A 20,920-nucleotide genomic window follows, 5' to 3' on the forward strand; every position below is an offset into this window, starting at 1 on the left:
CGCTACAACAGATCGCGCAGGGCCCGGTCCCGGACCATGAGGGCTGCCTTCTTGTCGGGCAGATCGACCTCGGCGGAGAACCGGAAGCCGGCACTGAGAAAGGCGGACACGGAGGGGATGTTGCGGAGGTCGGGTTCAGCGATGACGCGTGCGCATGAGGGACGACGGTCGAGGACGAGATCGGAGACGGCTCTGAGCAGAGTCGTGCCGAGTCCGCGCCCGCGATTGGCGACACCGCCGATGAGGAGGTGGATACCGGTGTCGTGAAGGCGGGCGGGATAGTGGCGGGCCAGGGGGTCGAGGTCCGCCCGGTAGATCTCCCAGTAGCTCATCGGCGTGCCGTCCAGCACGCCGAGACAGGGGACGCTGCGTCCGTCGCCGCCGAGCTGGGCGCGCAGGTGGTCCTCGGTCGCCGTCCCGGGCCCGGAGAGCTCCCAGAAAGCGGCCACCGCAGGGTCGTTCATCCAGCGGCTGATGAGCGGGAGGTCTCGGTCGAGGTGTACGGGGGCCAGCTGGAAGACGCCCGCGGCGGTGGCGATCGGCCCCCAGTCACCGACACGGTCGAGCAGGTCGTCACCGTCCGGGGCGACAGGGGCGGGCCACGCTGTGCCCGGCGCCGAGCCCCGCGCCGTGCCCACCGTGTTCCGGCCCCCGCCGTTTCCCTCTGCCCGTTCCGCGGCTCCCCCGGCCGCCTCGGCCTTCGCTTCCCCTGCCTTCTCCGCGAAGAAGGTGAGGAATTCGTCGGGCAGGCGCAGATCGAGGGTGTCCTCGGTGTCCGCACCGGGACCCGTGTCTCTGTCGGCGGTGGTGTAGGGGGCGGTACCGGCGTCGGTGCTCGCATCGGTGGGAGGCACGGCGACGCTCCTCTCAGGAGACGGGGTGGGTCATGTTCCTCAGGAATGAAGGGGGTTGGCGATGGTGACGTAGACGGACTGGGTGTCGACCGGACCGACAAGTTCGTCGAGGCCGTGCAGCCGGGTCAGCAGGTTGGCCTTGCAGCGCAGAACGGGTGAGTCGAGCAGCTGGGGGGGCAGGGAGGTACGCAGCCGGGCGGGTCCCGAGGCGACATCGGTGAGGAATCGGCGGAAGGCTGCGAGCAGCAGGCGTTCGTCGGCGAGGCGCTGGGAGCCGAAGGCCCCGATCAGGCCGAGCACGTTGTTGATGCCGAGGTAGTAGGCGAAGCGCTCGTCGGTGACCTCGTCGGAGACGAACGTGTCGCTGTTCTCACCGATGCCGGGGAGTCGTTCGTTCAGTTCCGCGCGCCGGGACTCGCGGAAGTAGTAGCCCTGGTTGTCGCGGTAGCGGCCCCCCGCGGGCCACCCTTCCTGGTCCAGCAGGAGCAGGGTGTTCTGCTGGTGGGCCTCCAGCGCGATGCCCGCCTCGCTGTCCAGCCAGAGGACGGGGCGGACGACCTGCTCCAGGTAGCGCAGGAACCACTCGGCGGCGACGGCGCCGCGTGGCCGGCCCGTGCGTCCGGCGAGCCGGGTGACGATCTCGGTGAGCCTGGCCCGTGTCGTGGTCCTGCTCTGCTCGGAGTGCTGTTGTCCGGTGGGCTGGGCCTGGGGCCTGGGCGAGACGAGTCCGGCGACGCAGGAGACGTCGTCCGTCGGCGTGAACGGATTGTGGCGGATCATCACGTCGAGGCCGGGCACGGGGTTGCCGTCCGGGTCGTTCACCGCGAGCCAGGCCGGGTCGCGGACGATGTCGAAGCCCGGGTGGGCCGCCTGCCACTGTTCGGCGAGGCCGACGCGCAGCAGTCGGTGGACCTCGACACCGCGGTGGAGTTCCTTGCGGAGGTTCTCCCGGCGGGAGTTGGTGATGCGCAGGCCCAGCGAGAGCTTCAGCATCGCGGGGGCGTCGGAGCGGTAGAGGGTGCGTACGGAGGAGGTGGGGTACCACGGGGAGCCATGAGGACCGAGGTCCAGAAGCAGACCGGCGTCCAGAAGTTTCGCCGTGTCCGGGCGGTGGCGGATCTCGCGGACCTGCCAGGGGTGCATCGGCAGCGCGGCGTATCCGTCCGGCAACCGCAGTCCGGCGCCGGCGAGCCTGGGGGTGAGCTGCTCTGCGGGTACGAGACGGCCTCGCTCGGTCCAGGCCGAGTCGGTGGCGAGCGCGGAGGGGGCGACGGCCATCCAGTGCAGAGGGAAGGAGCCGCGCAACTCGGGTGAGTAGAGGCGGGTTTCGGCCCCGGAGAGTCCCTCGCGGCTCTTCGGGGTGGGGTGCAAGGGGTGGCCGAGCAGCAGCGCCTGCTCAGCCGAGAGGAACAGGTCGGGGCCGTCGGCGGGATTTTCCCTGCGGTCCGTGATGAAGACGACGGTCCGCCGTACGGAGTCGGCGACTCGGCCTACCAGGTCACCGCCGTCGGCCGAGGCGTGGGAGTGAGAGTGGGAGTGGGCGGGGGTGTCGGAGGTATCGGGGGCGTCCGTCGTGGCGGAGGCGCGTGGCTCAGCAGGAGCGTCTGGGGCGCCGGAGGCATGGGGTTCAGCAGCATCCAGCGCGTCGGAGGCGATTGGCTCGGCGGGAGCGTCCGGGGCGGTGGAGGCGATTGGAGCGTCCGGGGCCGTGAGGGCGGTCGGCTGGGTGGGGGCTCCGGTCGTCGGGGTCTCGCGTCCCAGAAGGGCCGCGAGGGTGACCGCGTCCGTGGGAGGTGCCTGGTCGGGGGCGTCGGAGAGGTAGGGAGGGCCGAGGCGGTGCCATCCCGTGGGGGACCAGTAGTGGACGGGGACGACGAGGGCTGTGCCGCTCGCAGGGAGGGGGATGCGGAGGGTGCCGTCGTCGGGGGCGGCGAGGTCGTGCTCGCGTACCCAGCAGCGCAGCAGGTTCTCGATGGTGGCGGCCTGGGCCGCGGTGTGGGGATCGGGGTGTTCCAGCAGGTCGGTGGTGGCGCCGCGCAGCCGTTCGGACTCCTGGGACCCTGTCTTCTGCCTGGGGACCGATTCGGCCCCCGACCCGAGCGGGGCCTGTGTGCCGCGCGCTCCTCGCTCGTGGGTGTAGGGGTGGCCGTCGGGTGCGGGGATGGCGTTCAAGAGGCTTCCTCGGGGGTGGTTCAGGTTCGTGCGGCGACGAACCGGGGCTGTTCCGGCGTGCGTTGGACCCGTGCGATTCCTGGTTGATGCGGGTGCGAGTGCGGGTGTCGTCCGGTTTCGGGGGTGCGGGGTGGATTCGGGGGTGCGGGGTGGAGGAGGCAGTTCCGGTGGTGCCTTGCGGGTGTCACCGGAGGACGACGTCTCCGGGGCCCCACTGCCGAGCCGTCCAGTGGGCCGGCTGCTATCCGGATCGCTCGCCCCGTTGGGTGTGCTCGGCGCCTTGGGCGTGCTCAGTGACTTGGGCGTGCCCGACCATCTGGGTGCGCCCGGTTGCTGTCCGCCGGGTGGCCTCTGCCGCCGAGCCGGTGTGCGCCTTGGCGACGTCCGCCACCGCGTCCGCCAGCCGGTTGAGCACCGCGCTCGCCTGTTCGTCGCTGATCGTGAGCGGTGGAAGCAGGCGCACCACGCTGGAGTTCCGTCCGCCGAGTTCCACGATCAGTCCGCGGCGCAGGCACTCCCGTTGGACGGCGGCCGCCAGTTCGGGGGCCGCGGGAGACGGCCCGCCGGGCGACGACGGCGGCTTCTCGGGGTCCACGAGTTCGACGCCGATCATCAGCCCCCGGCCGCGCACGTCGCCGACGCAGTCGAAGTCGTCGGCAAGGCACTGGAGTTGGGCGATCATGCGAGTGCCCAGAGTCGCGGCCCGCTCGGCGAGGCCGTTCTCACGGACGTACGCGAGCGTCGCGGCGCCGGCAGCCATGGCGAGCTGGTTGCCGCGGAACGTGCCCGCGTGGGCGCCCGGTTCCCACACGTCGAGGTCCTCGCGGTAGACGACGACCGCCAGTGGCAGGCTGCCGCCGATGGCCTTGGAGAGGACCATCACGTCGGGTGTGATGCCGCTGTGCTCCACCGCCCAGAAGGCGCCGGTCCGCCCGACTCCCGTCTGGACCTCGTCGGCGATCAGCGGGATGGAGCGCGCCGAGGTGATCTCCCGCATCCGCCGCATCCAGTCGTCGCGGGCCGGAATCACTCCGCCCTCGCCCTGCACCGGTTCCAGGATCATCCCGGCGGGGCTCGGCACTCCGGACTTGGTGTCGTCGAGGATGGACTCGGTCCAGCGCGCGGCGAGTTCGGCACCCGGCTCGCCGCCGACGCCGAACGGACAGCGGTAGTCCTGCGGATAGGGCAGGCGCGCGACCCGTACGTCGGACGCGCCCCCGGATGCCGCGAGCGCCCCCGCGGTCATCCCGTGGTACGCGCCGGCGAAGGCGAGAATCCCGCTGCGCCCGGTCGCGGCGCGCACCAGCTTCAGGGCGGCCTCCACGGCGTCCGTACCGGCGGGCCCGCAGAACTGCACGCGCGCGTGGTCGGCGAGACCGGGCGGCAGCGTGCGGAACAGCTCGGTGGTGAAGGCGTCCTTGACGGGCGTGGCCAGGTCGAGGACCTGCAGCGGCGCCCCGGAGTCGAGGACCTTCCTGATGGCTTCCAGTACGACCGGGTGGTTGTGGCCGAGGGCCAGCGTCCCGGCGCCCGAGAGGCAGTCGAGGTAGCGGTTCCCGTCGGCGCCCTCGATCGTCAGGCCTCGTGCGCGGACGGGGACGATCGGCAGGGCGCGTGCGTAGGTGCGCGCCGCGGATTCACGCGCCGCCTGACGCCGCAGGATCCCCTCGTGCGCCGCGCGCGCCCCGACGTTCTCCTGGGTCGCGCGCGCCCCCACGGCCTCGGGCATCGCGGGCGCCGTCTCGGGTGCAGACTCGGTCACAGCCACGTCTGTCGGTCCTCCCGCTGTCCAGAAGAGGCGAGTTGCTCGGCCGCCCGGTGGGAGGCGACAGGGGAATGAACGCAGCCGGAACGTCCCCCGTACGTACCAACGACGAGGACCGCGAGGGGCAACGGTGGGGCGAAGATCCTTGCCGTGACGGAACCGTTGCGGTTCCGTCGGAAGTCCCCCACAGCAACGGCATAGTCTGTGGTGCCGTTCAGCGAATCCCCGCTGATCAGCACCCACGGTCCACGTCGGACACATCCGGGTCACCGGATGCTTACGAAGTCCCATGTGGCAGCACAGAGTTGTTCGTTCACCTCCAGGGGGAGTCACACCATGCGACCCATACGCCCGCTCTTCACCGCCCGTCGAGGGAGGAGCTCGCGCCGCAGAACCTCCCCCATGCTGGCCGCGGTCGGACTGGCCACCGCCCTGGCGCTCACCGCCACCGCCTGCGGTTCGGAGGAGGACTCCAACGCGGGCGCTCAGGCGTCGGCGTCAGCGGCGGGCGACGGCAAGATCAAGATCCCGGACGACATCAAGGACAGGCTCAAAGAGCACGGGATCGACATCGACCAGTGGAAGGGCGGCGCCTGGAAGAACTGGGACAAGGACGACTGGCTGCGCGAGGCCGGGGACTACATCAACCCGATCATCAAGGACCTGTGGGACCCGGACCGTATGCGCGAGGCCGAGGACCCGGACCAGGGCAAGGGCGTCGACGAGAACGACCTCTCGGGTGACCAGGGCGTGACCGACCCGGAGCCCGCGCCCGTGGAGGCGAAGGGCGTCCCGGCGGCGTACCACGAGAACGCGCCCGAGGCGGGCAAGGTGTTCTTCGACTCCCCCGAGGGCACGATGGTCTGCTCGGCGACCGTGGTCCAGGACCCGGCACACCCGGGCAAGTCCAACCTCGTGTGGACCGCGGGCCACTGCGTGCACGCCGGCAAGAAGGGCGGCTGGTACCGCAACATCGCCTTCGTGCCCTCGTACAACAACGACGCCATGTCGGCGGCGGAGCTCGCGACCGCCACCAAGGAGGAGGTCGCTCCGTACGGTCTCTGGTGGGGTGACTGGGCGCAGACCTCGGACCAGTGGATCGAGCAGGGTGGCGCGACGGGCGGCGACGGCGCCTCGTACGACTTCGCGGTCATTCATGTGACGCCGGAGAAGGGCAGCGGGGGCAAGTCCCTGGAGGAGACCGTCGGTTCGGCGCTTCCGGTGGACTTCAACGCTCCGGCCGTGTCGCAGGTCGGGGACATCACCGCGACCGGCTACCCGGCGGCGAAGCCGTTCGACGGGGAGACCATGTTCCAGTGCGCGGACAAGCCGGGCCGGCTCTCGATCGCCGAGGCCGAGCCGACGATGTACCGCATCGGCTGCACCATGACCGGCGGTTCGTCGGGCGGCGGCTGGGTCGCCGCGGGTTCGGACGGCAAGCCCGCGTTGGTGTCCAACACGTCGATCGGCCCGGTGACCGCGGGCTGGCTCGCGGGCCCGCACCTGGGCACGGAGGCCAAGGGGATCTACGACGCGGTGAGCAAGAAGTTCGCGGCGCAGCAGTAGCAGCGCGGCAATAGCGGCACAGCCGTGGCGACGCGGCAACAGCGGCGCAGCCGTGGCAGTACGGCAGTAGCCACACAGGGACGGACGGCGGCAGGGTGGGCCTCACGGAAACCTTCACCACCTGGCCGCCGTTCGTCCTCGACTCCCCGGGCATAGTGGGGTGTCGCGGTGAAACGGGCTCCGCGGAGAGCCTTCTTCGCGCTCTTCGCGCCTGACCCGCAGACGAAAGCTGCACGTTCAATCGGGGGTAACAACACCATGCATTCCACACGTCCGTCCTTCTCGGGGATGCGCGGGCGACGCCGCGTCCTCGTCGCCGCCGGGCTGGCGGCGGCTCTGACGCTCACCGCCACCGCCTGCGAGTCGGGCGACGACAACGCCGCCGACAAGCCGGCCGCCACCGGCTCCGGGGCCTCCGGCGGCGACAAGATCGAAATTCCGGCCGACATCGCCGACAGGCTCAAGGAGCACGGCATCGATGTCGACGACTGGAAGGACGGCGAATGGAAGAACTGGGACAAGGACAAGTGGCTCACTGAGGCCGAGGACTTCGTCAACCCGGTGATCGAGGGCCTCTGGAAGCCCGAGCGGATGAAGTCCGCCAAGGACCCGGACAAGACGATCTCCGCGAAGGACGCCTCGGCCGACCAGGGCGTGAGCGACCCGGCCCCCGCGCCGGTCAACGCGACTCGGGAAGAGACCCCGTACCACGACAACGCCGCCCCGGTCGGGAAGGTCTTCTTCGACTCCCCCGAGGGCTCGATGGTCTGCTCGGGCACGGTCGTCAAGGACCCGCGCAACCCGGGGAAGTCCAACCTCGTGTGGACCGCCGGCCACTGCGTCCACGCGGGCGGTGGCGGCGGCTGGTACCGCAACATCGCCTTCGTGCCCGCCTACAACGACCTCGGCAAGTCCGAGTCCGAGCTGGCCAACGCGACACCGCAGGAGATCTCCCCGTACGGCCAGTACTGGGCGGACTGGGCGTCCACTTCGAACGAGTGGATCCAGGGAGGCTCGGAGTCGGGCGGCGCGGGTGCCGCGTACGACTACGCGGTGCTGCACGTGAAGCCGGAGTCGGGCTCCAAGTCCCTTGAGGAGACCGTCGGTACGGCGCTGGACGTGGACTTCTCCACCCCCGCCGCGGCGGACGCGGGCACGATGGGCGCCTGGGGTTACCCGGCCGCCCCGCCGTACAACGGTCTGATCATGCACAAGTGCGTCGACCGGCCGGGCAGGCTCTCGCTCAGCCCGAGCCTGCCGACGATGTACCGCATCGGCTGCACGATGACCGGCGGTTCGTCGGGCGGCGGCTGGTTCCGGGTCGTCGACGGCAAGACCGTGCTCGTCTCGAACACCTCGATCGGCCCGGCCGACAACACCTGGCTCGCGGGACCGCAGCTGGGGCAGGGCGCCAAGACGCTCTTCGACAACATGAGCAAGGAGTACGGCGCCAAGTAGGCGCCCCTACGAACGCCGGCGCCACGCCCACGGCATCCGCGCCACGGATACGGCGAAGGCCCGCCCCCTCTGGCAGGGGGCGGGCCTTCGCCGTATGCGATCGGATCGGGGATCAGACAGCCGGCACCGGAACGTACGCCGCCAGCTCCGCCGCCAGCTCCTCGTGCACCCGCACCTTGAGCAGGGTGCCCTCCGGGGTGTGCTCCTCGGAGATCACCTCGCCCTCGGAGTGGGCGCGCGCGACCAGTCGGCCGAGCGTGTACGGCACGAGCACCTCGATCTCGACCGAGGGGTGCGGCAGTTCGACGTCGATGAGCGCGAGCAGCTCGGCGATGCCCTGGCCCGTGCGGGCCGAGACGGCGATGGACCGCTTCTCGTTCCGCATGAGCCGCTGGAGCACCAGCGGGTCGGCCGCGTCCGCCTTGTTGATCACCACGATCTCGGGCACCTTGGTGGCGCCCACGTCACGGACGACCTCGCGCACGGCGGCCAGCTGCTCCTCCGGCGCCGGGTGCGAACCGTCCACCACGTGCAGGATCAGGTCGGAGTCCCCGACCTCCTCCATCGTGGAGCGGAACGCCTCGACGAGGTGGTGCGGCAGGTGCCGGACGAAGCCGACGGTGTCCGCGAGTGTGTAGATCCGCCCGCTGGGCGTCTCGGCGCGGCGCACGGTCGGGTCGAGGGTGGCGAACAGCTCGTTCTGCACCAGCACGCCCGCGCCCGTGAGGCGGTTGAGCAGCGAGGACTTGCCGGCGTTGGTGTACCCGGCGATGGCGACGGACGGCACCTTGTTGCGACGGCGCTCCTGGCGCTTGATCTCGCGGCCGACCTTCATGTCCGCGATCTCCCGGCGCATCTTCGCCATCTTCTCGCGGATCCGACGCCGGTCGGTCTCGATCTTGGTCTCACCGGGACCACGGGTGGCGAGTCCGCCGCCCTTGCCGCCGCCCATCTGACGGGACAGCGACTGACCCCAGCCTCGCAGCCTCGGCAGCATGTACTGCATCTGCGCGAGCGCGACCTGCGCCTTGCCCTCTCGGGACTTGGCGTGCTGGGCGAAGATGTCGAGGATCAGGGCCGTACGGTCGATGACCTTGACCTTGACGACGTCTTCGAGGTGGATCAGCTGGCCCGGTGAGAGCTCACCGTCACAGATGACGGTGTCCGCGCCGGTCTCCAGCACGATGTCCCGCAGCTCGTTGGCCTTGCCGGAGCCGATGTAGGTGGCCGCGTCGGGCTTGTCGCGGCGCTGGATGACGCCGTCGAGCACGAGCGCGCCCGCGGTCTCGGCGAGGGCGGCGAGCTCCGCGAGGGAGTTCTCCGAATCGGTCGCGGTCCCGGAGGTCCACACACCGACGAGCACCACGCGCTCCAGACGGAGCTGTCGGTACTCGACCTCGGTGACGTCCTCGAGTTCGGTGGAGAGGCCCGCGACGCGGCGCAGGGCCGCACGCTCGGAGCGGTCGAACTGGTCGCCGTCCCGGTCTCCGTCGACCTCGTGGCTCCAGGCGACGTCCTCTTCCATCAGGGCATCGGCCCGAAGACCGTCGGGGTAGTTCTGCGCGAAGCTCTGCGTGTCCTGGGAAGGGGAAGAAGAGGAGGTCATTGGGTCCTTACGTCGATGGGGATACCTGTGGGACGACGGACTTCCGTCCGACATTCACGACAACGTCCGGGGCCGCCGGGAGATTCCCGTCCGGATTCCGGAGGGCAGTGCCGCCGACCCGAAGTGGCGTCGACGTGAAGATGTTCGCACGGCACGGCCCGTCTCGTCACCGGGTTTTTTGCGGCTGTCGAGTGGGCTTGGCGGGCTTCTCCACGGGCTTGGCGGGCTTCTCTGCCGGCTTCTCCGCAGGCTTGGCGGGCTTCTCCACGGGCTTCTCGCTGCGCCAGTCGGGGTGGCCCGGCATGGGCGGGGTCTTCTCCCCGTAGAGCCAGGCCTCGAAGAACCCGCTCAGATCCCGGTCCGCGATGCCCGAGGCCAGGTGCATGAAGTCCGCGGTGTCCGCGACCCCGTCGTGGTGGGTGCTCACCCAGGTCCGCTGCAGCTGCTCGAAGGAGCGGCGGCCGATCTCCTCGCGCAGCGCGTACAGGACCAGGGCGCTGCCGTCGTAGACGTTCGGGCGGAAGATGCTGAGCTTCTCGCCGGGCGCGGCCCCCTTGGGCGCGGCGGGCGGGCCTCCCGTGGCGCGCCAGGTGTCGGAGGCCCGGTAGGCGGCACGCATCCGCGCCTCCATGGGCCTGTCGGCCTTCTCCTCGGCGTAGAGGGCCTCGTACCAGGTGGCGTGGCCTTCGTTGAGCCACAGGTCGGACCAGGTGCGCGGGGAGACGCTGTCGCCGAACCACTGGTGCGCCAGTTCGTGCACCATGATCGCCTCGACGTACCACTTCGGGTACTCGGGCCGGGTGAAGAGCTCTCTCTCGAAGAGAGAGAGTGTCTGTGTCTCCAGTTCGAACCCGGTGCGGGCCTCGGCGATCAGCAGCCCGTACGTCTCGAAGGGGTAGTCGCCGACCTTCTCCTGCATCCAGGCGATCTGGTCGGGTGTCTTCTTGAGCCACGGTTCGAGCAGCTCGCGGTCCTTGGTGGGCACGACGTCTCGTACGGGCAGTCCGTCCGGTCCGCTCCGGTGCAGCACCGAGGAGCGGCCGATGGAGATCTGGGCCAGCTCGGTGGCCATGGGGTGCTCGGTCCGGTACGTCCAGGTGGTCGCCGCGGCGCGCCGGTTCACGTCCAGGGGCAGCCCGTTGGCGACGGCCGTGTAGCCGTTGGGCGCGGTGACCCGGAAGGTGAACAGGGCCTTGTCCGAGGGGTGGTCGTTGCTCGGGAAGACCCGGTGGCCGGCGTCGGCCTGGTTGGCCATCGCGAGTCCGTCCTCGGTCCGCACCCAGCCGCTGTCCTGGTCCTTGCTCGACACGGGGTTGCTGTCGTGGCGCACGGTGATCCGCATCCGGATGCCGGGCGGCAGTGGCTCCGCGGGGGTGACCACCAGGTCCTCGCCGACGCTCCGGAACTCCGCGGGCTCGCCGTTGACCTCGACGGATCGCACTGTTCCGAGCGAGTAGTCAAGATTGACCTGCTCCAGCCGGTCTGTCGGCCTGGCCACGATCGTGGTGACGGCCGGCAGCGGCTTGCTGTTGCTGCCGGGATAGGTGAAGGCGAGGTCGTACGCCATGACGTCGTACCCGGGATTGCCCAGGTGCGGGAAGAGCCGGTCGCCGATGCCGAGCGGGGCCGGAGCGGGCGCGCTCGCGGCGATGAGGCAGACGGAGGCGGCGGAGGCGAGGAACGCCGTGCGGAGCCTTCGGGGGACCTTCTGGGGTGGCGTCCCGGCACGGGGGGTGGTCCTGGGGGTGCGCAGCATGGACCACGGCTATCAGCGACCGCCCGCCCCACGGCGACGACTCGCGCCGAGCCCACCCGAACGGGCGCTTTCCGCCGAGTCGCTGTTCTACGGAGTCGTCGTCTGGTGCTGTGCGCGGCCCACGTCGAAGACACCCGGAACATTGCGCATCGCCCGCATCAGCACGGGAAGGTGGGCGGCGTCGGGGAGTTGGAGCGTGTAGGTGTGGCGTACTCGCTGCTGGCTGGGTGGTTCGACGGTCGCCGAGACGATGTCCACACCCTCCAGGGCAATGGCCTCGGTGAGGTCGGCGAGCAGATGGGGCCGCCCGAAGGACTCGACGAAGAGCGTGACGCGGCACTCCGAGGTGTCGCCCCAGCGCACCGAGACCTCCGTGCGCCCGAGGTCCTTCATGCGGGTCACGCCCGCGCACTCGACGCGGTGCACGGTCACCACTCCGCCGCGTACGGCGAAGCCGGTGATGTCGTCGGGCGGCACGGGCGTACAACAGCCCGCGAGGCGTACGGTCGCGCCGGGCTGGTCGACGACCACGTCCGCGGCGGCCGGGCGCGCGGCAGGCGCGTCCGCGGAGGGGCGGCGGGTCGTGGCGGGAGCCTCGGGCGGTGTCGCGGGCGACGGGTGCGCGGCCAGCCAGCGGGTGATGGCGATCCGCGCCACGGGCGTGTGCGCGTGCTCCAGCCACTCCCTGGAGGGCTCGGAGGCCGCGTCCTGGCCCATGAGCAGTTGAACGGTGTCGCCGTCGCTCAGGACTGTACTGAGCCTCACCAGGCGGCCGTTGACGCGCGCGCCGATGCAGGCGTGCGCGTCCTCGCCGTACTGGGCGTACGCGGCGTCGACGCAACTGGCGCCCGCGGGCAGCCCGAGCGTGCCGCCGTCGGGCCGGTAGACGGTGATCTCCCGGTCCTGGGCGAGGTCCTCGCGGAGCGTCGACCAGAACGTGTCGGGGTCCGGGGCCGCCTCCTGCCAGTCGAGGAGGCGGGAGAGCCAGCCGGGACGGGTCGGGTCGGCGCGCTCGCCGTCCACCGCGTCGCCGGCGCGCGTGCCGTCGCCGTCCGTCTGCTCCTCCGAAGGAGGAGCGTAGGGATTGCCGAGCGCGATGACGCCGGCCTCGGCGACCTTGTGCATCTGGTGCGTCCGGATGAGGACTTCGGCGACCTGGCCGTCGGTGCGGGCGACCGCGGTGTGCAGCGACTGGTACAGGTTGAACTTGGGAACGGCGATGAAGTCCTTGAACTCCGAGACCACGGGCGTGAGACAGGTGTGCAGTTCGCCGAGGACCCCGTAACAGTCGGCGTCCTCGTTGACGAGCACCAGGAGCCGTCCGAAGTCGCAGCCGCGCAGCTCGCCGCGTTTGCGCGAGACGCGGTGCACGGAGACGAAGTGCCGTGGCCGGATGAGGACTTCGGCCTGCAGACCTGCCTCGCGCAGGACCACCCGCACCTCTTCGGCGATCTCGTCGAGCGGATCGTCGGCGCGCGAGGCGTTGTTGACGATGAGTTGGCGGGTGTGGGCGTACTCCTCGGGATGCAGGATCGCGAAGACGAGATCCTCCAGCTCGGTCTTCAGGGCCTGCACGCCCAGGCGTTCGGCGAGCGGGATGAGGACATCTCTCGTCACCTTGGCGATGCGCGCCTGTTTCTCGGGGCGCATCACGCCGAGGGTGCGCATGTTGTGCAGCCGGTCGGCGAGCTTGATCGACATCACGCGTACGTCGCTGCCGGTGGCGACGAGCATCTTGCGGAACGTCTCGGGCTCGGCGGCCGCCCCGTAGTCGACCTTCTCCAGCTTCGTCACGCCGTCGACGAGATAGCGGACCTCCTCGCCGAACTCCTCACGCACCTGATCGAGAGTCACTTCCGTGTCCTCGACGGTGTCGTGGAGCAGAGACGCCGTCAAAGTCGTGGTCTCCGCGCCCAGTTCGGCGAGGATCAGCGTCACGGCGAGCGGGTGCGTGATGTACGGCTCGCCGCTCTTGCGCATCTGACCGCGGTGCGAGGACTCGGCGAGGACGTACGCGCGGCGCAGCGGGTCCAGGTCGGCGTCGGGGTGGTGGGCGCGATGGGCCTCGACCACGTGGCCGATCGCGTCGGGCAGCCGGCCGCGGACCGTGGGCCCCAGGAGAGCGGCCCGGCCGAGGCGCCGCAGGTCGATCCGGGGGCGGCTTCTCCTGCGCTGTGCCCCGGGCGTCATGGGGCCGGGCGTCGCGGGGTTCGTGGCCTCCGCACTCATGGGCACCTCCGGCTGCGTGGACCGGCGGACGGGGTGCCCCATGGCGTACTGCGCGGCTCTGGGGATGGCGTCGTTCCCCCGTCCGGGCCGGTGCTTGATGCTACCGAGCCCACCACGCCCGGCTGACCGCCTCTCGCCGAGCGTGAAACGGATCACCCATTCGAGCGAAGGTTCAGGGGGTCGCGGTTTCGAGCCACCCGGCGTCGATCTCACCCTCTGCGACGATCACCGCGGGCCCGGTCATCTCGATCTCGCCGTCGGGCCGCTCGGTGATCACCAGACGCCCGCCGGGCACGTCGACCGTGTACGTCGCCGGTGTGCCGGTCACCGCGGGGTCGGCGCCGTCCCTGCGCGCCGCCGCCACGGCCACGGCGCACGCGCCCGTGCCGCACGAGCGGGTCTCGCCGGAGCCGCGCTCGTGAACACGCAGAGCAACGTGACGAAGACCACGGTCGACGACGAACTCGACGTTCACGCCGTCCGGGTACGCGGAGGCGGGGCTGAACGGCGGCGCGGTGTACAGATCTCCGGCGTGGTCGAGGTCCTCCACGAAGGCGACCGCGTGGGGGTTGCCCATGTTGACGTTGCGCGCGGGCCAGCTGCGGTCGCCGACGCTCACGGTGACATCCCCTTCGGGGAGGAGCGCCTTGCCCATGCCGACGGTGATGTCGCCCTCCTTGGCGATGTGCACCGTCTTGACGCCTCCGCGGGTGGCGACGGTGATGTCACCTTCGGCCACATGTCCGGCGCGCTGGAGATAGTGGGCGAACACACGCACTCCGTTGCCGCACATCTCCGCGACCGAGCCGTCGCCGTTGCGGTAGTCCATGAACCATTCCGCTTCGGCGGCCATCGCCCGGGCCTCCGGGTGCGCCGCGGACCGTACGACATGCAGCAGACCGTCCCCGCCGATGCCCGCTCGGCGGTCGCACAGGGCGGCGACGGCGGCCGGGGGCAGGTCGATGACGTTCTCGGGGTCGGGGATGATCACGAAGTCGTTCTCGGTCCCGTGCCCCTTGAGGAAGGCGATCCGCGTGCTCATCCCTCGATCGTAAGGGGTCGGTACGACAACCCGGCCGTGCGGTCCGGCAGCCGGACCACACCGGAGGAGGCTCAGCGCAGCCGCGCCACTCGCCCCACGGCGAGCACCACGACCGCGGCGACAACCACCGCGTACGCGATCACGACCCGCCAGTCCGGGCGGCGGCCGGAGCCGCGCTGTGGCAGGCCCGGCCACGTGTAACCCACGCGGCGGGCCGCCATCATGCCCCAGCCGGCGGCACAGGAGCAGATCAGCAGGCCGAGCATGGCGATCATGGCCCCGCTGTCGCCGAAGTCGAAGGCGAGCGGGAAGGCGAACATCAGGGAGCCGAGTGCGGCGAGGCTCACGATGGGTGCGAGCTGCCAGATGCGCATGCGGCGCTGCGGGCGGAGCTCGACCTCGACCTCGGGCCCGGGGAACATCTCGTCGGGCTCGGGACCGTCGGCGGTGACCCCGCCGGTGATCTCGTCGGGCCCGTCCGGGCTCAGTCGGTCCTCATCGGGGTCCTGCTGCTCCTGTGCGGTGTCGTGCGCCCCGCCGGCGGCGGTGCCTTGTTCCGCGCCTTGTGCGGTGTCGCGAGGGCCGGCCTCCATCGCCACGCGCCCTCCCAACTCGGACTCCACTTGGTCGATCGAAGCTCGATGATGGCACGGCCTCGGATACCGGGATGACGGCCGGAGCGTCCCGATGCCAGGACGTGATCAGGCTGTGACCGGTCGTTCGACCAACGCCAGCGCGAGCTGCGGAAGTTCTGTGAGATCCGCCGCAGCCCCACTCAGCCAATGCACCCGTGGATCGCGTCTGAACCAGGAATCCTGACGGCGCGCGAAGCGCTTGGTGGCCCGTACGGTCTCGGCACGCGCCTCGTCCTCCGTGCACTCCCCCGAGAGCGCCGCGAGCACCTGCTGGTAGCCGAGGGCGCGCGACGCCGTACGCCCCTCGCGCAACCCTTGCGCCTCCAGTGCGCGCACTTCCTCGACCAGGCCGGCCTCCCACATGCGGTCCACCCGCAGGGCGATGCGGTCGTCGAGCTCGGGGCGCGCCACGTCGACGCCGATCTGCACGGTGTCGTAGACGGAGTCGTGGCCGGGGAGGTTGGCGGTGAAGGGCTTGCCGGTGATCTCGATGACCTCCAAGGCCCGGACGATCCGGCGGCCGTTGCTGGGCAGGATCGCGTGGGCGGCCTCGGGGTCGGCGACGGCCAGCCGGGCGTGCAGGGCACCGGAGCCACGCAGGGTGAGCTCCTCCTCCAGACGGGCCCGCACTTCGGGGTCGGTGCCGGGGAACTCCAGGTTGTCGACGGCGCCCCGGACGTACAGCCCGGAGCCGCCGACGAGGATCGGCCAGCGGCCCTCGGCGAGGAGTGTGTCGATGCGGTCGCGCGCGAGGCGCTGGTACTCGGCGACACTCGCCGTGACCGTCACGTCCCAGATGTCCAGGAGGTGGTGCGGGATGCCACCCCGTTCCTCGGGCGTCAGCTTGGCGGTACCGACGTCCATCCCCCGGTAGAGCTGCATCGAGTCGGCGTTGACGACCTCACCGCCCAGGCGCTGGGCCAGATGGACGCCGAGATCGGACTTTCCCGCCGCGGTGGGACCGACGACGGCGATGACCCGCGGGGCGGGGGCAGGACTACTCACCGCAACAGTCTCGCAAACCTCGGGGCCACTTCTCGAACGAGCTACGTGACGGCGCGGGGCCGGGGTCGTTGCCTGTTGCGAGGTTCCAGCCGCCGGTCGTGAGGGCCGGTGACCCGGGCGACGCAATGGGACGCACCGGGCAGCTCGGAATTTCGCCCACATGAGTAGAGTATGGAGATGATATGGGCGTTTTTGCACGACTTCTTCGTAAGGATGGGCCTAAGTCCAAGGGTTCGGAGGAGGCGTCAACGGCTGAGGCTGAGACCGACGCTGTGACGGCCGAGTCCGGGGCGGACGCGGAGGACTCGGCGGAAGACGCGGCGAAGGGGTCGGCCAAGGCCGAGACCGAGACCTCGTCCGGAGCGGCGACGGAGTCGGCGGAGTCCGAGGAGTCCGCGGCGGAGGGCGTCGAGATCCCCAAGCAGCAGTCCGCCGAGGCGGCGGCAGACAGCGAGGCCGGCGAGGGCGCCCGCAAGTAACTGTCCCGCGAGGGAAGGTGAACCATGAGTCTCCTGGACAACCTCAAGGCCAGGCTCGCGCCTGCCAAGGAGAAGGTCTCCGACCTCGCGCAGCAGCACGGGGGAAAGATCGACAAGATCGAGCAGGGTCTCGACAAGGCCGCGAAGCTGGCCGATGAGAAGACCAAGGGCAAGTACAGCGACAAGATCCAGACGGGCACGGGCAAGGCCAAGGGCGCCCTGGACCGACTCGCGCACAAGGAGGGTGACGGTACGGACGGCGGGGCGACGCCCCCGTCTCCCCCGGCATCACCGCCCTCGGCATCCTGAGCGACACCACATCGGCGGACGGCCTCGGAGCACGTTGAGCTCCGGGCCGTCCGCCGTGTTGGCAGCGCCCTGACGCCCCACGGCCTCGCGGCGACCGCCCGCCTGTTGCCCCCTGCGGGCCGCCTCGCATCTGCCGACTTCGCCCGTGCCCGAATCCCCGGCAGAGGCGCAGAGGGCGTCCAGGCCGGTACCACGTACCCGACGCGCGCGGGCACTACGACCAGCGCGCGGGGCCAGGGCGAGCGCGGTCACTACAACCGCCTCGGGCGCTACGACCGACCATCCCGGGCACTCGGACCGGCCGCCCCGAGTTCTACGCCGGCCCAGGCCCTGGCCCTGCTCCAGGCCCAGGCCCCGCCCAGGCCCAGGCCCCGCCCAGGTCCGGGCCCTACTCCGGTCCCAAGCCCAAGCCCGACCCCAGTCCCAAGCCCAGGTCCAGGCCCCACGCCAGGCCCAGGTCCAATCCCAGGTCCTACGCCCGATGCCCGACGCCTGGCCCAGCCACTACGACCAGGCCGCCACCACGTACCCCACGCCGTAGGGCGCGTCCTCGTACAGGAGCGCGCCCGCGAGCCCCGCCCCCTCGGCCGCGCCCGCGAGCACCTGCCAGGGCGCGCGCCCGGAGGCCTTCAGTTCGTGCGCCAGCTCCGCGTCCAGTGTCTTGAGCGCGGCCACGTCGGCCGTTCCGAGCGCATGCGTCACCTCCGCGTCGAAGCCCGCCGCCCGGTCGTCCAGATACCCGGGTGCCTTGAGCGTGCGGCATGCGCTGGCGTCGCCCATCACCAGCAACGCCACTCTCTCGGCCCGCGCGGCGATTTCCTTTCCGCTTTGGATACACCGCTCGGCCGCGAGAGGTTCCCCCACGCCGAGACCTTCGACGGGGGCGTCCGACCAGTCCGTACGACCGAGCAGCCAGGCCGCGACCGCGAGCGACGGCGGCAGGGGCCGATCGGCACCCTCGACGAGTCCGGACCCGGCCGGACCCTCCGGCGTCCGGACCCTGTTCTGGCCCAGCCGATCCCCCTTGCGGCCCATCCGATCCCCGTTCCGCCCCAGCCTGACCTCGAGATCCACCCCAAACCCGTGAAACGTGCCCCGCGCGCCCTCCGGGTGGGCTCCACGGCCGCTCTGCTCGGCAGGGCCCACGACCACCAGCAGGTCGGGCCGTGCGGCGGCCAGTACCCCCAGCGCGTCAGTGCAGGCGGCACGCGCCGCGTCCAGTTCGGGCGCGGCGCCCGCGGCGACGTCGGGCACGAGAAGGGGCGGGCAGGGGCAGACGGCGGCGGCGACAAGCATGATCGGCAGCGTAGCCCCGAGCGACGTCCGGACGGGACTCCTCAGCAGCGAGGCCACACCCCGTCCGCGTTACGCCGGGCCCTCAGTCGCAGCCGCAGCCGCTGCCCGTGGCGACCGGCAGCGGGGCGGGCGCGCCGATCTTCGGCAGCCCCAGCATGACGCCCGCCGGCTTCGCTGCCTCGGTGGCGTTGCGCTTGTCCCAGGCGTCCCCCGCGCGCGTGCGGCGCACATCGAGGACGGCGCCCTCGGCGAGCAGGTGGTGCGGTGCGGCGTACGTGATCTCGACGGTGACGACGTCGCCGGGGCGGACCTCGGTGTCGGGCTTGGTGAAGTGCACCAGGCGGTTGTCGGCGGCGCGGCCGGAGAGGCGGTGGGTGGCGCCGTCCTTGCGGCCCTCGCCCTCGGCGACCATCAGCTCCAGCGTGCGGCCGACCTGCTTCTTGTTCTCGTCCCAGGAGATCTCCTCCTGGAGGGCTACGAGACGCTCGTAGCGCGCCTGCACGACCTTCTTGGGGATCTGCCCCTCCATGGTGGCCGCCGGGGTGCCGGGGCGCTTGGAGTACTGGAACGTAAACGCTTGCGCGAAGCGGGCCTCGCGGACCGCGTGCAGGGTCTGCTCGAAGTCCTCCTCGGTCTCGCCGGGGAAGCCCACGATGATGTCGGTGGTGATCGCGGCGTGCGGGATCGCGGCGCGGACCTTGTCGATGATCCCGAGGTAGCGCTCCTGCCGGTAGGAGCGGCGCATGGCCTTCAGGACGGTGTCCGAACCGGACTGCATCGGCATGTGCAGCTGCGGCATGACGTTCGGGGTCTCGGCCATCGCGGCGATGACGTCGTCCGTGAAGTCGCGCGGGTGCGGGGAGGTGAAGCGGACGCGCTCCAGGCCCTCGATCTTCCCGCAGGCCCGCAGGAGCTTGCTGAAGGCCTCACGGTCGCCGATGTCGGAGCCGTAAGCGTTTACGTTCTGCCCGAGCAGCGTGATCTCGGAGACGCCCTCGCCGACCAGCGCCTCGATCTCGGCGAGGATGTCGCCGGTCCTGCGGTCCTTCTCCTTGCCGCGCAGCGCCGGGACGATGCAGAAGGTGCAGGTGTTGTTGCAGCCGACGGAGATGGAGACCCAGGCCGCGTACGCGCTCTCGCGGCGGGTCGGCAGCGTCGAGGGGAACGCTTCGAGCGACTCGGCGATCTCGACCTGTGCCTCTTCCTGTACGCGGGCGCGCTCCAGGAGGACGGGCAGCTTGCCGATGTTGTGCGTACCGAAGACGACGTCCACCCAGGGCGCCTTCTTCACGATGGTGTCGCGGTCCTTCTGGGCGAGGCAGCCGCCGACGGCGATCTGCATGCCGGGCCGCTTCGTCTTCATCGGCGCGAGCCTGCCGAGGTTCCCGTAGAGCCGGTTGTCGGCGTTCTCCCGGACCGCGCAGGTGTTGAAGACGACGACGTCGGCGTCACCGTCGGAGCCGTCGGGCGCGCGTACGTATCCGGCGTCCTCGAGCAGTCCGGAGAGCCGTTCGGAGTCGTGGACGTTCATCTGACATCCGTAAGTGCGTACTTCATACGTTCTCGTCAGGTCCACTGCACGGCTCCGGTCGCTGCTGCTCATGCGACAAGGGTAGGCGGTGCCCGGAGTACGTCCGGCCCTGGCGCCCGTCGTGCGGGGACGAGCGGACCGTGGCGCCCGCCTCCGGGGGCCCGGCCCTGGTCATCGTGGGCTGTGTGCTGGCAGGATCGCGGCATGTTCCAGGCATTTTCCCGTATCGGCAGACGCCGGGCCCTGCAGGGTTCGGCCGCCGCCTTCGTGGCCTTCGGGCTGCTCCTGTGGTGGCTGCTGCCCCTGGGCAAGAGCTCACCGGGCGGGACGGTGTCCTTCAGTACGGGATCGGCGACCGGCGTGTACCAGCTGTACGGGACGCTGCTGCAGGAGGCGCTCGCGAAGGACATGCCACGCCTGAACGTGGAGCTGCGGGAGAGCGTCGGCTCGCAGGAGAACGTGCGGCGGGTGGCGACCGGAAAGGCCGACTTCACCATCGCGGCCGCCGACGCGGTGGCGAAGTACAAGCGGGAGGGCGGCCGGGGCGCGGAAAAGCTGCGCGGCTGCGCCCGACTGTACGACGACTACGTGCACGTGGTCGTCCCCCAGACGTCCACCGTGGAGTCCATCGGGCAGCTGAAGGGCAAGAAGGTCGCGGTGGGACAGCCCGGCTCCGGGGTGCGGCTCATCGCCGAGCACGTGCTGAGAGCGGCCGACCTGGATCTGAACAAGGACATCCAGCCGGTGTCCGCCGGCATAGGGGAAATGCCGAAGCTGCTCGAATCGAAGAAGATCGACGCCTTCTTCTGGTCCGGCGGGCTCCCGACGAGTGCGGTGACCGACCTCTCGAACAGGTTCGACATCAGGCTGGTCCCGATCACCCCCGACCTCGTGGAGCAGCTGCACGAGCAGGGCCAGGAGGCCGAGTACTACCGGTCCGCCGTGATGCCGGCGGAGGCCTATCCCCGTGCCCAGTCCGGAGTCTCCGTGCAGACGGTCGCGGTGGCGAACCTGCTCGTGACCCGGGCGGGAACGGACACGACGCTGACCGAGGGGATGACCCGCACGGTGATCCACAGTCGCGACCGCATCGGCGAGGAGGTGCACGCGGCACAGCGCGTGGACCTGCGGACCGCCATCTACACCGACCCGCTGGAACTGGACGAGGGCGCGAGGCGCTACTACCGCTCGGTCAAGCCGTAGCGGTTCGGACGGCG

At 70.8% G+C, this 20,920-nt stretch carries 16 protein-coding genes; 5 read left to right on the top strand and 11 right to left on the bottom strand.

Features of this window, described 5'->3' with window-relative positions; all coding sequences use genetic code 11:
- Positions 1-2 precede the first annotated feature (2 nt).
- The 3 genes from JEQ17_RS13500 to JEQ17_RS13510 all read right to left on the bottom strand — a co-directional run bounded on the left by JEQ17_RS13500 (position 3) and on the right by JEQ17_RS13510 (position 4,794).
- On the bottom strand, positions 3-854 hold the full coding sequence (locus JEQ17_RS13500; protein WP_200395498.1) for a GNAT family N-acetyltransferase: 852 nt from the start codon (positions 852-854) through the stop codon (positions 3-5).
- Between the two features lie 39 nt (positions 855-893).
- Entirely contained in the window at positions 894-3,026 is a 2,133-nt protein-coding gene (locus JEQ17_RS13505) for an IucA/IucC family protein (RefSeq protein ID WP_200395499.1), read from the bottom strand.
- A gap of 241 nt (positions 3,027-3,267) precedes the next feature.
- On the bottom strand, positions 3,268-4,794 hold the full coding sequence (locus JEQ17_RS13510; RefSeq protein ID WP_407700050.1) for a diaminobutyrate--2-oxoglutarate transaminase family protein: 1,527 nt from the start codon (positions 4,792-4,794) through the stop codon (positions 3,268-3,270).
- A 333-nt stretch (positions 4,795-5,127) separates the two neighbouring features.
- Between JEQ17_RS13510 and JEQ17_RS13515 the strand changes: the two genes are divergently transcribed.
- Together JEQ17_RS13515 and JEQ17_RS13520 are read left to right on the top strand one after the other, a co-directional pair.
- Positions 5,128-6,357: a trypsin-like serine peptidase gene (locus JEQ17_RS13515; protein ID WP_200395500.1), complete on the top strand. Its 1,230-nt coding sequence runs from the start codon at positions 5,128-5,130 to the stop codon at positions 6,355-6,357.
- 258 nt (positions 6,358-6,615) lie between these two features.
- On the top strand, positions 6,616-7,815 hold the full coding sequence (locus tag JEQ17_RS13520; protein ID WP_200395501.1) for a trypsin-like serine peptidase: 1,200 nt from the start codon (positions 6,616-6,618) through the stop codon (positions 7,813-7,815).
- 112 nt (positions 7,816-7,927) lie between these two features.
- On the opposite strand, the gene hflX is transcribed toward JEQ17_RS13520, so the two are convergent.
- The 6 genes from hflX to miaA form a co-directional block, all read right to left on the bottom strand.
- Positions 7,928-9,421 carry a GTPase HflX gene (gene hflX, locus JEQ17_RS13525; RefSeq protein ID WP_200395502.1) on the bottom strand — a complete coding sequence of 498 codons (1,494 nt, stop codon included), beginning with the start codon at positions 9,419-9,421 and terminating at the stop codon, positions 7,928-7,930.
- Positions 9,422-9,587: 166 nt separating this feature from the next.
- Positions 9,588-11,177, bottom strand: coding sequence for a M1 family metallopeptidase (locus JEQ17_RS13530; RefSeq protein ID WP_200395503.1), 1,590 nt, complete (start codon positions 11,175-11,177; stop codon positions 9,588-9,590).
- An 87-nt stretch (positions 11,178-11,264) separates the two neighbouring features.
- Positions 11,265-13,406 carry a RelA/SpoT family protein gene (locus tag JEQ17_RS13535; protein WP_200395504.1) on the bottom strand — a complete coding sequence of 714 codons (2,142 nt, stop codon included), beginning with the start codon at positions 13,404-13,406 and terminating at the stop codon, positions 11,265-11,267.
- A 172-nt stretch (positions 13,407-13,578) separates the two neighbouring features.
- Positions 13,579-14,448 (bottom strand): diaminopimelate epimerase, encoded by an 870-nt coding sequence (dapF, locus tag JEQ17_RS13540; protein WP_200395505.1) that lies wholly within the window; start codon positions 14,446-14,448, stop codon positions 13,579-13,581.
- Between the two features lie 71 nt (positions 14,449-14,519).
- Entirely contained in the window at positions 14,520-15,041 is a 522-nt protein-coding gene (locus JEQ17_RS13545) for a hypothetical protein (protein ID WP_200401474.1), read from the bottom strand.
- 108 nt (positions 15,042-15,149) lie between these two features.
- Positions 15,150-16,088 (bottom strand): tRNA (adenosine(37)-N6)-dimethylallyltransferase MiaA, encoded by a 939-nt coding sequence (gene miaA / locus JEQ17_RS13550; protein WP_200395506.1) that lies wholly within the window; start codon positions 16,086-16,088, stop codon positions 15,150-15,152.
- A gap of 272 nt (positions 16,089-16,360) precedes the next feature.
- On the opposite strand from miaA, the gene JEQ17_RS13555 reads away from it, so the two are divergent.
- Both JEQ17_RS13555 and JEQ17_RS13560 read left to right on the top strand, forming a co-directional pair.
- Positions 16,361-16,567: a gliding motility protein gene (locus JEQ17_RS13555; RefSeq protein ID WP_325176257.1), complete on the top strand. Its 207-nt coding sequence runs from the start codon at positions 16,361-16,363 to the stop codon at positions 16,565-16,567.
- 24 nt (positions 16,568-16,591) lie between these two features.
- Complete coding sequence (locus JEQ17_RS13560) at positions 16,592-16,876, top strand: antitoxin (protein ID WP_200395508.1); 285 nt, start codon at positions 16,592-16,594, stop codon at positions 16,874-16,876.
- Between the two features lie 504 nt (positions 16,877-17,380).
- Here the strand turns inward: JEQ17_RS13560 and JEQ17_RS13565 are convergent.
- Positions 17,381-18,172: a class III extradiol dioxygenase subunit B-like domain-containing protein gene (locus JEQ17_RS13565; RefSeq protein ID WP_200395509.1), complete on the bottom strand. Its 792-nt coding sequence runs from the start codon at positions 18,170-18,172 to the stop codon at positions 17,381-17,383.
- An 82-nt stretch (positions 18,173-18,254) separates the two neighbouring features.
- Complete coding sequence (gene miaB / locus JEQ17_RS13570; protein WP_200395510.1) at positions 18,255-19,775, bottom strand: tRNA (N6-isopentenyl adenosine(37)-C2)-methylthiotransferase MiaB; 1,521 nt, start codon at positions 19,773-19,775, stop codon at positions 18,255-18,257.
- A gap of 132 nt (positions 19,776-19,907) precedes the next feature.
- On the opposite strand from miaB, the gene JEQ17_RS13575 reads away from it, so the two are divergent.
- Positions 19,908-20,906, top strand: a complete 999-nt coding sequence (locus JEQ17_RS13575) for a TAXI family TRAP transporter solute-binding subunit (protein ID WP_200395511.1) — start codon at positions 19,908-19,910, stop codon at positions 20,904-20,906.
- Positions 20,907-20,920 lie beyond the last annotated feature (14 nt).

Origin of the sequence: Streptomyces liliifuscus, assembly GCF_016598615.1 — a bacterium.
Lineage (GTDB): Bacteria > Actinomycetota > Actinomycetes > Streptomycetales > Streptomycetaceae > Streptomyces > Streptomyces liliifuscus.

Coding starts and splice junctions, on each gene's coding strand:
- JEQ17_RS13515 (WP_200395500.1), top strand. CDS start 5,128: ATGCGACCCATACGCCCGCTCTTCACCGCCCGTCGAGGGAGGAGCTCG.
- JEQ17_RS13560 (WP_200395508.1), top strand. CDS start 16,592: ATGAGTCTCCTGGACAACCTCAAGGCCAGGCTCGCGCCTGCCAAGGAG.
- JEQ17_RS13565 (WP_200395509.1), bottom strand. CDS start 18,172: ATGCTTGTCGCCGCCGCCGTCTGCCCCTGCCCGCCCCTTCTCGTGCCC.
- JEQ17_RS13545 (WP_200401474.1), bottom strand. CDS start 15,041: ATGGAGGCCGGCCCTCGCGACACCGCACAAGGCGCGGAACAAGGCACC.
- JEQ17_RS13520 (WP_200395501.1), top strand. CDS start 6,616: ATGCATTCCACACGTCCGTCCTTCTCGGGGATGCGCGGGCGACGCCGC.
- dapF (WP_200395505.1), bottom strand. CDS start 14,448: ATGAGCACGCGGATCGCCTTCCTCAAGGGGCACGGGACCGAGAACGAC.
- JEQ17_RS13530 (WP_200395503.1), bottom strand. CDS start 11,177: ATGCTGCGCACCCCCAGGACCACCCCCCGTGCCGGGACGCCACCCCAG.
- hflX (WP_200395502.1), bottom strand. CDS start 9,421: ATGACCTCCTCTTCTTCCCCTTCCCAGGACACGCAGAGCTTCGCGCAG.
- JEQ17_RS13575 (WP_200395511.1), top strand. CDS start 19,908: ATGTTCCAGGCATTTTCCCGTATCGGCAGACGCCGGGCCCTGCAGGGT.
- JEQ17_RS13535 (WP_200395504.1), bottom strand. CDS start 13,406: ATGAGTGCGGAGGCCACGAACCCCGCGACGCCCGGCCCCATGACGCCC.
- miaB (WP_200395510.1), bottom strand. CDS start 19,775: ATGAGCAGCAGCGACCGGAGCCGTGCAGTGGACCTGACGAGAACGTAT.